Origin of the sequence: Pricia antarctica (genome assembly GCF_900101815.1) — a bacterium.
Lineage (GTDB): Bacteria > Bacteroidota > Bacteroidia > Flavobacteriales > Flavobacteriaceae > Pricia > Pricia antarctica.
The window spans coordinates 56,904-69,379 of sequence record NZ_FNAO01000001.1 but is presented as its reverse complement, the minus strand read 5'-3'; the positions used below and the strand labels follow the sequence as shown (position 1 = coordinate 69,379).

At 44.2% G+C, this 12,476-nt stretch carries 11 protein-coding genes; 7 read left to right on the top strand and 4 right to left on the bottom strand.

Annotation, left to right across the window (positions count from 1 at the left end; all coding sequences use genetic code 11):
- The first annotated feature begins 14 nt into the window (after positions 1–14).
- Both BLT07_RS00315 and BLT07_RS00310 read left to right on the top strand, forming a co-directional pair.
- Positions 15–1,889 (top strand): alpha-amylase family protein, encoded by a 1,875-nt coding sequence (locus BLT07_RS00315; RefSeq protein ID WP_091864611.1) that lies wholly within the window; start codon positions 15–17, stop codon positions 1,887–1,889.
- Positions 1,889–3,250: a BaiN/RdsA family NAD(P)/FAD-dependent oxidoreductase gene (locus BLT07_RS00310; RefSeq protein ID WP_091864609.1), complete on the top strand. Its 1,362-nt coding sequence runs from the start codon at positions 1,889–1,891 to the stop codon at positions 3,248–3,250. Before BLT07_RS00315 ends, BLT07_RS00310 begins: the two co-directional genes overlap by 1 nt.
- On the opposite strand, the gene BLT07_RS00305 is transcribed toward BLT07_RS00310, so the two are convergent.
- Positions 3,236–4,018 (bottom strand): glycerophosphodiester phosphodiesterase, encoded by a 783-nt coding sequence (locus BLT07_RS00305; protein WP_091864607.1) that lies wholly within the window; start codon positions 4,016–4,018, stop codon positions 3,236–3,238. The two genes, BLT07_RS00310 and BLT07_RS00305, sit on opposite strands and share 15 nt — an antisense overlap.
- Positions 4,019–4,290: 272 nt before the next feature.
- Between BLT07_RS00305 and BLT07_RS00300 the strand changes: the two genes are divergently transcribed.
- Entirely contained in the window at positions 4,291–4,833 is a 543-nt protein-coding gene (locus tag BLT07_RS00300; RefSeq protein ID WP_091864605.1) for a DUF1697 domain-containing protein, read from the top strand.
- Positions 4,834–4,908: 75 nt separating this feature from the next.
- Here BLT07_RS00300 and BLT07_RS00295 read toward each other — a convergent pair whose 3' ends face one another.
- The gene (locus BLT07_RS00295) at positions 4,909–5,382 is read right to left on the bottom strand and encodes a TspO/MBR family protein (RefSeq protein ID WP_091865535.1); all 474 of its coding nucleotides are present in this window, start codon (positions 5,380–5,382) and stop codon (positions 4,909–4,911) included.
- A 94-nt stretch (positions 5,383–5,476) separates the two neighbouring features.
- Between BLT07_RS00295 and BLT07_RS00290 the strand changes: the two genes are divergently transcribed.
- The 4 genes from BLT07_RS00290 (at position 5,477) to BLT07_RS00275 (ending at position 9,470) form a co-directional block, all read left to right on the top strand.
- Positions 5,477–6,577, top strand: coding sequence for a diphosphomevalonate decarboxylase (locus BLT07_RS00290; RefSeq protein WP_091864603.1), 1,101 nt, complete (start codon positions 5,477–5,479; stop codon positions 6,575–6,577).
- Positions 6,578–6,664: 87 nt separating this feature from the next.
- Positions 6,665–7,603: a mevalonate kinase family protein gene (locus BLT07_RS00285; RefSeq protein ID WP_091864601.1), complete on the top strand. Its 939-nt coding sequence runs from the start codon at positions 6,665–6,667 to the stop codon at positions 7,601–7,603.
- 14 nt (positions 7,604–7,617) lie between these two features.
- Entirely contained in the window at positions 7,618–8,523 is a 906-nt protein-coding gene (locus BLT07_RS00280) for a geranylgeranylglycerol-phosphate geranylgeranyltransferase (RefSeq protein ID WP_091864599.1), read from the top strand.
- A 68-nt stretch (positions 8,524–8,591) separates the two neighbouring features.
- Entirely contained in the window at positions 8,592–9,470 is an 879-nt protein-coding gene (locus tag BLT07_RS00275; RefSeq protein ID WP_091864597.1) for a pseudouridine synthase, read from the top strand.
- 34 nt (positions 9,471–9,504) lie between these two features.
- Here the strand turns inward: BLT07_RS00275 and BLT07_RS00270 are convergent, their stop codons facing one another.
- Complete coding sequence (locus tag BLT07_RS00270) at positions 9,505–10,575, bottom strand: cadherin repeat domain-containing protein (protein ID WP_091864595.1); 1,071 nt, start codon at positions 10,573–10,575, stop codon at positions 9,505–9,507.
- Positions 10,576–10,882: 307 nt separating this feature from the next.
- Positions 10,883–12,472 (bottom strand): M1 family metallopeptidase, encoded by a 1,590-nt coding sequence (locus BLT07_RS00265; protein ID WP_091864593.1) that lies wholly within the window; start codon positions 12,470–12,472, stop codon positions 10,883–10,885.
- Between the last annotated feature and the right edge of the window lie 4 nt (positions 12,473–12,476).

Here is a 12,476-nt window from a genome sequence, read left to right as displayed (position 1 = left end):
AGGACAGTAATAGCATGGAGATATTAAATAAAATACTACTATTCGGCATTCTGTTACTTGTATTGTGCTGTAAACAAAAAAATACCGAGGAAAAGGTCATTGAAGATAACAAAAAGGAAATGAAGAAAGAGGTCGTCTACCAAGTTTTTACCAGACTTTTCGGGAATACGAATACCACCAACAAACCTTGGGGCACTATCGAGGAGAACGGGGTGGGCAAGTTTTCCGATTTTTCGGAAAAAGCCTTGCAGGAAATCAAAGACCTAGGGGTTACCTATATATGGTACACTGGGGTGCCGCATCATGCCGTGATTCATGATTATACCGAATACAACATCTCTAACGACGACCCCGATGTGGTGAAGGGTAGGGCAGGGTCGCCGTATGCGGTGAAGGATTATTACAACGTGGATCCCGATTTGGCGGAGAATCCTGAAAACGGGTTAGAGGAATTCAAGGCCCTTATCGACCGAACCCACAAAGCGGGCCTCAAATTGCTCATCGATATCGTACCGAACCATGTGGCACGGAACTACGAAGGCAAGTCCACGCCCGAGGGCCATGAACCTTTCGGTGCTTCCGATGATACTTCGGTGGAATATGCAAAGGATAATAATTTTTACTACATCCCCGGTGAAGCCTTTCAAGTGCCGGATTGGCGGGACGGTTATTTGCCCCTTGGTGGAGAAGACCATCCGATGGCGGATGGAAAATTCGACGAAAATCCTGCAAAATGGACGGGCAACGGTTCTAGGCTGGCAAAGCCCAATTTTAACGACTGGTACGAAACCGTCAAGATCAATTATGGCGTGCGGCCTGATGGTTCTTACAACTTCGATACGCTTCCCGAGGGCTTTGGGTCGAAGGATTATGCGGCGCATAATGAGTTTTGGAAGGATAAGGATGTACCCGATTCGTGGGTGAAATTTAAGGATATTGCCCTTTATTGGCTTGATATGGGGGTGGATGGTTTCCGGTATGACATGGCTGAAATGGTTCCTGTGGAATTCTGGAGCTATATGAACTCCTATATTAAAACAAAAAACCCGAAGGCCTTTTTATTGGCCGAGGTCTATAACCCGGATGAATATCGCAACTATATCCAAAAGGGAAAAATGGACTATCTCTACGACAAGGTCGAAATGTATGATTCCGTGAAAAACATCATGCAAGGCGATGGGTGGACGGATCACATCCCCGTGGTAAAAAAAGGGACAGAGGATATAGAGCACCATCTGCTGCATTTTTTGGAGAACCATGACGAACAGCGTATTGCCAGTCCTGAATTTGTCGGCAATGCAGAAATTGGAAAACCGGCCATGGTCGTTTCCGCTACCATGACCACGGCCCCCGTTATGATTTATTTCGGACAGGAAGTCGGCGAACCCGGGGCCGAAAACGCCGGTTTTGGTAGCCCCAGCCGAACATCCATCTTCGATTATATCGGCGTGCCGCATCATCAGCGTTGGGTCAACGATAAGAAATTCGATGGCGGGCAATTGTCCGAGGCGGAGTCTCAATTGCGGGACTTCTACAAACGTTTACTTAATTTCACGATTCATAGTGATGCCTTGATGGGTACATATCAAGATATCCATTTTTATAATCGGGACAACACCTTGTGGTACAATTATCATGTGTTATCCTATGTGCGATGGTCCGATAACGAAAAATTGATCATTATCTCCAATTTCGATGCCAACGACCGCTTCGGATTCGAATTGAAGCTTCCCGAAGATATCGTTCAAAAATGGGGACTATCCGAAGGAAACCATCAAATCAAGGATGTGTTATATGGAAGTGAACATACCTTGGAAGTAAAGAATGGCATGGGGGAAGTTCGCATTGATATTAATCCGTTGGAATCGTTTATTTTAAAGGTCCAGTAATGTTCGATGTACTAATTATCGGTGGTGGTGCGGCAGGTTTTTACTCTGCAATCCACATCGCCGAAGCTCGACCTGACCTGAAAATCGCCATTCTGGAGCGTGGTAAGGAAGTCTTGGGAAAAGTCAAGGTTTCGGGGGGCGGGCGATGTAACGTTACTCATGCCGAATTCGACCCTGGTGAACTAGTCAAAAATTATCCTAGGGGCGAAAAAGAATTATTGGGACCTTTTCACACCTATTGCAGTGGCGATACCCTGGCCTTTTTCGAGAAAAGGGGCATTTCCCTCAAAATCGAAGCGGATGGGCGGATGTTTCCTGTCTCCGATTCCTCACAGACCATTATCGATTGTTTTTTGAACGAGGCCGATCGGCTGGGCATTCGGGTTTTGCGGCATAGTGCGGTAATCGACATTCGGCGTAGGGAGGTCAACTTGCACGGCGTTTCAACTGAGATCGGCAATTCTATTGCGAATGCACCGCAAGGGATTCCTACATCCAACGAAACAAAATCAATGCTATGGGAGGTAGAATCCATAAAACACACCTACCATGCCAAGAAAATAGTGGTCGCCACCGGCAGCAATCCCAAAATATGGAAACTACTGAAAAAACTGGGCCATACCCTTGAGCCTGCCGTGCCCTCGTTGTTCACCTTTAATATTAAGGACAAGCGCATAAAGGGAATACAGGGCGTAAGTACCCATGCAGCCGTCAATGTACTCGAACAGCGGTTGGGCACTCCTAAAATTACTATAAAGCTCCGAAGCCGAGAAACGGAACAATCCCTAATGACATCCGAAGGCCCCTTGCTTATTACGCATTGGGGCATGAGCGGCCCTGCCATTCTGAAGCTGTCCGCTTGGGGAGCCAAACTGTTGAACGAAATGAAATACCGGTTTCGAATACGGATCAATTGGTTGCCCGAATATAATGTTGAGGGCCTTATCGGTCTGCTTATGCAAATCAAGGAAATCGAGGCCAAAAAAACCGTTTTGCGCACCAAGGCTGTAGATGTTCCGAGACGTTTATGGACGAACCTCGTCAGGGCCTCCGGTATTGGCGAGACCGAGAAATGGGCGGAAGTGACGAAGGCCCATTTAGAAAGTTTGGCACATCAACTTACCCAATCTGAATTTCTGGTCGATGGCAAAAGTACCTTCAAGGAAGAGTTTGTAACCGCAGGGGGGGTGAACCTCAAGGAAATTGATTTCAAGACCTTCGAAAGCAAAGTTTTGCCAGGTCTTTATTTTGCAGGAGAGGTAATCGATGTAGACGCTATCACGGGCGGATTCAATTTTCAGAATGCGTGGACGGGCGGGTATATTGCGGCGCAGGGCATCGCATCCCTATCGAGTCTTTAATTTTTCCAATACAAGTTCCGGTTCATTGGTGGTAATAAAATCGAAACCTTCCTCGAGCAGCCAATCCATATCATCAGGGTCGTTCACGGTCCAAGCATTTAGGGTAATGCCAATTTTTTTGGCACTTTCAATCCATTCCGGATGTTTTTTGAATGCTTTAAAATGATAATCGGCGCCATCGATGCCGTCGGTCTTTATTTGTTCGGGCGATTTATTGGCTTCCAGATATTGCGTATGGGCATTGGGGTTCAATTCCTCGATTTTCTGTAGGATTTCGTAGTCGAAACTGATATAGACCGTCATATCCTCGGCGTCCAGTTCTTTGACCAACAGCAACGTTTTTTCGGCTATCTTTTGTCCCCGCTCCTTGGTTTTGGCGGGTTTTATCTCACAGACCAATCGCGTGGAGGTGTTTTTATCCATGCCCGCTAGGATGTATTCGCGCAAGGTGGGCAAGGTTTCGCCGTTGGAAAGTTTATGAACGGCTAGATTGGCATAGGAGGTTTCGGCAATGTCCATCCCCTCATAAGCCTCATCATGGTTGACGACCAGAATATCATCGGAGGTCATTTGCACATCGAATTCGGACCCGGCACATTGCAAGGCAATGGCGTGTTTTAACGAGGCTATGGAATTTTCGGGAAGTCCCTGGGCCTTCCAGGCACCTCGGTGGGCCACTACTACGTTTTTGGCGAACTCAGGCATGTTTTTCTGTGATTTACAAGAGGTAAGACTAATAACGGTCAGTAAGCAAAGAATATAGCGCATATGATATATTTAAATGTATATAAAAGGAAATTCTAAGCTCTGCCTTCGATCATGTATTTCCTTGATTAGTCTTGACGCTTTTTAAGCGGATACTTCGTTGTCAAAAATAGTAATAGTTTCCGTTTATGGGCTAGACAGCAAAGGAAATTACAAATTTAATCCCTGCCATCAATCATTTTGGATCGGGAAACGCTCCCGTATTATTTTGTGGACTGTACAATTGACAATCGGTACTTTTGTCAGTATATTTAAGGGCATTAATAGTAAATGGGATGAACACCTTTATTGCACTGCTCCGAGGGATAAACGTTAGCGGCCAAAAGAAACTGCCCATGGCCGATTTACGCAGTATGTTGGAGAAAATGGATTTTAAGGATACTTCCACTTATATTCAAAGTGGCAATGCGGTTTTCAGTTCGCATAAAAATGATACCCATGCTTTAGAGGATGAAATTAGAAGGCACATTCAGCGCACTTTTGGATTCGATGTACCGGTGTTAGTGAAATCCAAAGCGGATTTCGAAAAGATATTTCGGAAAAATCCGTTCAAAGACGCGGAAGCCTTGGAAAAGAATCAAGTCTATTTCATTTTGCTTAAAAACACTCCCGACAAAGAGAAGAGGATTGCACTTCAAAAAGAAATCTACAAGACAGAAAAATTTGCAATCGAAGATGATTGCGTTTATCTATTATGTGAAAACGGCTATGGCAAGGCAAAGTTCAACAACAATCTTGTCGAAAGAAAACTAAAGGTCAAGGCTACCACACGCAATTATCGAACGATGGCGAGATTGTGGGAAATGGCGGGGAAGTAGGCGGTAGCGGTTTCGGCTGTACGTTTCTATATAAAGAGGTGTCAATTTAACGATTTGAAAATAGAGTACCCCGCATTAGTTCATCTCCCAAATCTTATAATTGAGCGCCGTCGCAAAGAAGACCCAGAGCAGATACGGCACCAATAGTAGCGCAGCCCATTTGTTGACCACTTTGAACCAGCGGATGGTCATTCCGATCAATATCAACAGGGTAACGATGATTAGAAGAGCCCAAAAGGGTTCTTTGAGACCGAAAAAAACGATGCTCCAGGCGCCATTGAACAGTAACTGAAACCAAAAAAGGTACAAAGCTTTCTTGACCCAACGATGATAAAAGCCCCTCGCCCAAACAAGGCCTGCGGCAATGCCCATTAACACATAAAGCACAATCCATACTGGGGCGAAAAGCCATCCCGGTGGGGTAAAATCGGGTTTGTTCAGGGTAGTGTACCAGTCATTGACCGAGCTTTCTGTGGCAAAGCCCGCTAGAAATCCCGTGAGTAGGCAAATACCGACGGCGTAAAAGATATAGGTTCCCTTTTTTTTCAAGTGATCCGGTAGGTTTCCCCTAAAATAGTAATTTATTTCTTTGGCGCTACTCCCGTTGTACGTAAAAACTATATTTGCAAAAATTCTTATCGCAATGACGGAGAAAGATTTTCTTACATCAGAATATGGGTCCTTAAAAAATACGGGCAAAGTTAGATGGAAATCCCCGAGCAATATTGCATTGGTCAAATATTGGGGCAAGAAAAAAAATCAGGTGCCGGCCAATCCTTCCCTAAGTTTTACGTTGGATGTTTGCGCCACCGATACCACGATTTCATATCATAAATTGGACAAAAGGACAACAGGATTTTCGTTCGACCTTTTGTTTGAGGGGAAGTTAAAGAGTGATTTCAGACCAAAAATTGAAACTTTCTTCAATCGTATCGATTCGTACCTTCCCTTTTTGAGGGTATATCATTTTAAGATCGAGACCTCCAATTCCTTTCCCCATAGCAGTGGCATTGCTTCCTCGGCTTCGGGAATGAGTGCCCTTGCGCTATGTCTCATGTCGATGGAAAGGGAATTGGTATCCGAAATGGACACCAAGTTTTTCAATAAAAAAGCATCCTTTCTTGCCCGGTTGGGTTCCGGTAGTGCCTGCCGCAGTATAGAGGGACCACTAGTACAATGGGGAAACCATTCCACAATCGAGGGAAGTTCCGATTTCTACGGTATCGAATATCCTTATAAAATCCACGAAATTTTCAGGAATTTTCAGGATACCATTTTATTGGTAGACGAAGGTCAAAAGCAAATAAGTAGTAGCGTAGGCCATGATTTAATGCACGGCCACCCCTTTGCCGAACAACGTTTTGGGCAGGGGCATAGCCATCTATCCGATTTTCGCTCTATTTTGGCCGATGGAAACCTGGACAAATTCATAAAAATCGTAGAAAGTGAGGCATTGACCTTGCACGCGATGATGATGACGAGTCATCCGTACTTTATACTGATGAAGCCCAATACGCTAGAGATTATCAATAGGATATGGTCTTTTCGGGAAACCTCAAAAGCAAAAGTATGTTTCACTTTGGATGCCGGAGCCAACGTTCATGTGTTATACCCTGAGCAAGAAAAGGAAACTGTTTACGAATTTATCAAAAATGAGCTGCTTCACTTCTGTAAAGACGAAAAGCATATTTGTGATCGAACGGGATTAGGATCGAAAAATCTGTCCAAAATCACTGGTACCTGAAAACGGATATATATCTCAAATAAGGACGTCTGGATGTTTTACAGTCCGAAAATTCGTATCTTTGCACCGTAATTATCCAACTTGTATATGAAAGGACCGTTGTTCTATTCAAAAATTCTCCTTTTCGGGGAGTATGGCATCATAAAAGATTCCAAGGGACTCTCCATTCCCTATAATTTTTTTAAGGGTGCTTTAAAGACCGACGACAATCTTTCTGAAAAGGCCAGAAAATCCAATCAAGGCCTTCGCGAATTTGTGGGCTATCTTGAAATGGTTCATAAGAACAGTCCCAACTTGGTCTCTTTTGATTTCGAGTCCCTGAAAGGCGATATCGAATCTGGCATGTATTTCGACAGTTCCATTCCGCAAGGTTATGGTGTGGGCAGCAGTGGCGCTCTTGTCGCTGCGATCTATGATAAATACGCTAACGATAAAATAACTATCCTCGAAAACCTGACCCGTGAAAAATTACTGCGTTTAAAACGGATTTTCGGGAAAATGGAGTCTTTCTTCCATGGAAAATCCTCCGGATTGGATCCCTTGAACAGTTATTTGAGCCTTCCCATCCTTATCAATTCGAAGGAAGATATCGAATCGACGAGTATCCCTTCCCAAAATTTGGACGGAAAAGGGGCCGTATTCCTCTTGGATAGTGGGTCGACCGGAGAAACCGCACCGATGGTACAACTGTTTATGGAAAAAATGAAACACGAAGGTTTCCGCAATATGCTGAAAGACCAGTTCATCAAACATACCGACGCCTGTGTTGAAGATTTTGTAAACGGCAACGTAAAATCGCTTTTTGGAAACCTAAAACAGCTCTCGCACGTAGTACTGGATAATTTCAAGCCGATGATTCCCACCAAGTTCCACAAACTTTGGCAAAAAGGTATCGAGACCAACGATTACTACCTAAAACTCTGCGGTTCCGGTGGTGGAGGCTATATTTTAGGCTTTACCCAAGACATCGATAAGGCCAAAAAGGCCTTAAAAGATTACAATTTAGAGGTGGTCTATAACTTTTAGAAACTCTCTCCTACATGCTGAGCAGAAAAAATAGACTCATACTCTTAAAGTTGTTGAGCCTATTTTCGGTGGTACGCGGATACAACATTCTCATTATTGCCTTGGCCCAGTATTTGGCCTCAATTTATATTCTTGCCCCTGATCTGCCACTGCGACAGGTAGTTTTCGACCTGAACCTTTTTATGATCGTGGTTGCCTCTGCGCTAATTATCGCCAGTGGATACATTATCAATAATTTTTATGATGCGGAAAAAGATCTGATCAACAGGCCCCGTAAGAGCATGTTAGATCGTTTGGTCAGTCAACGCTTCAAACTGTCGACGTATTTTGTGCTTAATTTTTTGTCCGTTCTCGCCGCCAGTTACGTTTCTTTTCGCGCGGTCGTGTTCTTCTCGGCCTATATTTTTGGAATTTGGTTGTATTCGCACAAACTGAAAAGAATACCCTTTTTGGGCAATTTTGTCTCCGCAACCTTGGCCATTTCCCCCTTTTTTGCGGTCTTCGTCTATTACAAGAACTTCGATACCGTGATATTCGTACATGCCATTTTCCTATTCTTGCTTATTCTGGCTCGCGAAATGATCAAAGACCTCGAGAATATGACCGGTGATTTGGCCCAAAACTATGACACTATACCCATTTTATACGGTGCCAAAGTCTCGAAATTATTGATATCCTGTTTGATTCTGCTCACCTTGATTCCCTCGCTGTTGCTAATTATCAAGTTCGATGTTGGTTATATGCATTATTATTTTATGGGATGTGTATTGCTTTTATTACTCTTTCTTGTGCTGTTGCTGAAATCAGGTACAAAAAGGCATTATGTCTGGTTGCACAATATTCTGAAGTTGATTATTGTGGTGGGCGTTTTTAGTATTTTATTGATCAATGTAGATTTGGTATTGAACCGTATCTTGTGATAATCAATTCTACTGTGGATTGGGTCTTTAAACGGATTCCCTTCCCTACCTTTGCAAAAACAGAAATCATGAGCCGATCGGAGTCCAATAAGGGAAATAAATCGTCGAACAGGTCGAAAAAGGAGGGGGGTCAAAAAGCATCTGGTCGAGAGGGCGGTACGTTCAGAAAAAAGAGCTATTCCCGTGGGAACGCCCCGATAAAAGGCAATGGCAACGGGCAGTCATCTAGTAATCCCGACCTGATCCGATTGAACAAATATCTATCGAATTCCGGGGTCTGTTCGCGTAGGGAGGCCGATGTGCTGATAACGGCAGGTAGTGTTACGGTCAACGGAAAGCCGGTCACCCAAATGGGCCATAAAGTGAAACGTACCGATGAGGTACGGTTTGACGGACGGTTGTTGAATCCCGCAAAAAAAGAATACGTATTACTCAATAAGCCCAAAGATTTTACCACGGCCGCGCGTAACGAGCACGGTAACCGAACTGCAATTGGCCTTATCTCAAAAGCTACCCAAGTCGAGTTAAAGCCCGTCGGTAAAATGGATAAAAACACAACCGGACTTCTACTGTTCACCAACGACGGTGAACTGACCAAACGTCTGAACAGCCCTAAAAATGGATTGCGAAAAATATTCCATATCGAATTGAACAAGCCGTTACGAAGTGCCGACCTGAAAAAGATTCAAGATGGTCTTTTGGTCGACCAAAAAGTCGTAAAGGTGCACGACGTCAGTTTTGTCGACAATGCCCCCAAGACCCAAATAGGTATGGAAATTTACAGCTCACGCAGTAAGATCGTAACCCGTATTTTCCAGACTTTAGAGTATGAAATAGTGAAACTCGACCGGGTTGTCTACGCCGGCTTGACCAAGAAAGATTTACCGCGTGGCCATTGGCGATATCTGACCGATCAGGAAATAGTAAATTTGGGGATGATCAATTAAAGAAGACAGGTGCCCCTTCAAACCAAAGAAGAACTTATCGTTCGTTTAGAATAATATTTGCCAAAACTTCTTCGATTTCCTTTTCCGACAGGCCGGAGGGCAAGTCTCGATGGTACTGGTATCGAATTATATTTGCCTCAATGGGCAAAATAGTGCTGGCTGAACTGACCGTAGAGCACATTATACTCTTTTTGCCTTCACAATGATCTGAATGGCCGAAGCCGAGGGCATGACCTATTTCGTGTTTGATAAGTACTCCGATGGGGTTTGAAATCCATATACGGGTAGAGGTGATTGCGGAATTTTTCGAGGGTGTCTTCGTATATCCGTCATAGTTACCGTTTTTGATAACAGCGTACATGTCTGGCCAGACGTCTGCAACCGCTTCCTTAGTTCCAAAAAATAAACTTGCATTGGCACTATCGGCATCTTCGGTCAATGTAATTCTAAAATCACTTTCTGTAAATAGGGCATTGTATTGAGCGATGACACGTTCTACGGTCGCACTGTACGCGTCTGTAATCGTGCCATCGAGATGCAGGATCATCAGGGTTGTCCATTTTCTGTTCTTATCGATCTCGCTTACGTGCGGCCCTTTCCAAAGCGTTAAGTATTGAAAATAGGAAATCAGTTCTTTTTGGTCGGCTGTCAAGAGGGCCATTTCATCTACATCTTGAATCGCTAGGGAAATCTTTTTTTCGATACTGGTCTTTCCATCAAATGCGGAAACTGAAAACTCCATATTTTTCGTACGTTCGAAATCGAGTTTTAGGGTCGCACCAACCTTTAGTTCGCCAGTAAGGTCATCGATATCGATATCGGTACCCGATTCCAGGGTATAGGTCATTGGGTGTCCGTTGGCATCGGTAGCTGGCAAAAAACCGATACTACTGCCTGCTTCGGAGTGTTCGGCTACGGTAAAGGAGCGTTGTTTGAAAAAAGCGGCGCTGTTTGCGTCTTTTGCTGAACTGTTTTCTTCGGCAGTTTTATCGGTATACGCTTCTGCGGTTACTTTTTCGTTGACTTCTTCAAAGGTAACTTCATCGATTTCTGAACTGCATGCTACCGCCAAGAGCGATAGAATAGGTAGGACTATTCTCTTCATGATTTGGGACTATTTTTGGACTGTGGATGTGTAGGTAATCCAAATGATTCTTAAAAATAGCGGGGAAGTATCCCTAGAAAAAATTTATGTTGTGAAATGAGATTTAATGTAGGTCAACGGTTATTCTGTGCAGTTGGTCGATTTAAGACCCATCTGAAAAAGCTTGTATTCTGTTTTATAAGGATGTTGGTGGTGGTATTTCGAATTTTTATTATTTCTGGCGATAACAACCCAAATAATGTTAGGTTAAGTCTTTCGGGTCGGCTAAAACAGGCTTGACACAACGCTGGGTGCGATAGCAATGGCTTTATTTCTTATCCTCGAACAATGACCATGACTCGGGATCGAGAACGAGGGCATCGGGTTTGTCACTGATAGGAATCTCAAAAGTCTTCGATTTTTCATCGATTTGCAGCGTTTTGATTTCCATCTGACCATCGGTAATGACGCCGACTTCCAAGGGGAATTGAAAGATATGATGCTTTTGCAGCTGCGCGATGGTAATCGCCAATTTACCATCGCTATAGTTCCAATCCCATTTGATTTCGGGATATCCTTTGGTGTGCATCCATTGCTCAAAAAAAACTTTCAAATCCGTGCCGGATACTTCTTCCATCACCTTTCTGAAATCGGTCGTCATGGCATTGGCATTTTGAAACCGCTTGTAGTAGGTACGGATACCTACCCAAAAAACGCCGTCGCCCAGTTTATGGCGTAGCATGTTTAAGACCCAGCCGGCCTTTTGATAGGTGTTTACGCTCAAAACTTTAAGGGGATCTGTAATGCTAAGGTCAATGATCGGGGAAGGATTTTTTCTGTAATACTCGAAAATCTGTTTCCGGTCGAGGGCCAGCTCTTCCTTTCGCTTTTCCTCGCCATAGACGCTTTCTTGGTAGAGAATGGCGAAGTAGGTGGCAAAACCTTCACTAAGCCAAACATGGTTCCAATCGTTTTCTGTGGCGGAATTACCGAACCATTGGTGTGCAATTTCATGGGCTATAAGGCCTTCGACCTCGTTTTTTCCGGTGACGGAATTTTCAAAGTAGGATATCGTACCCGCATTTTCGAGTCCGCCCCATTGGGTCTTGGCCTGCATATTGGCGAGTTTCGCGTAGGAATACGGACCAATATTATCGATATAATAGTTCAGCACCTTGGAGGCAACGCTGTAATCTGAAAATCCGTCCAACCGATTTTCGGGGTAGACCCAAGCGGTTACGGGAATATCGTGGACCTTGTCGATCAACCTGCTGGCAAATTGAGTTACCCCGATGGTTACAACTTTCATTGCCACGGGAGCGGGTTCTCTATAAATGGTCAGCTTCTGCCCATCATCCAAATAGCTTTCCTCGATTTTTTCGCCCGTAGCGACCACATCGTAATGTTCGGGTGCGGTGATACGGAATTCGATACTGGCCTTGTCATAGGGGTGGTCAACCGAAGGCAGCCAGTGTCGTGCCAGGTTGGGCCAGTTATCGCCGAAGAAAGAACGTTGGCCGAATTTGGTGGTGTCGATGACCAGTCCCCTTTCGGGGATGCCGTTGTAAGCTATTTTAAAAGTTCTTGATCGGGTCGAATCGGATGAGGGGGTTATTGTGATTTTGTCGTTCTTGAAGGAGTAGTTTGCTGGGTTTTCGCCCTCAAGAATATCGGTGATTTCCATGCCGAAGGTTTGAGATTTGGCGATGAGGTCCAACGTAAAGGCTTCGGGATTGTTTTTAAACGCTACAGTAATTTCGGCTTCGCCTTCGATTTGGTTGGTAGAGTCGTTAAGGGTGAGGTTGAAGACGTAGCTTTGAACATCGGCGGATGCGTTTCTTTGGTAGGTGTCTTGGGCGTTTATAGGAGAAAATAAAAGTAATGAAAGCGCCAGAATGAGATCGTGTTTTTTTATCATGTTA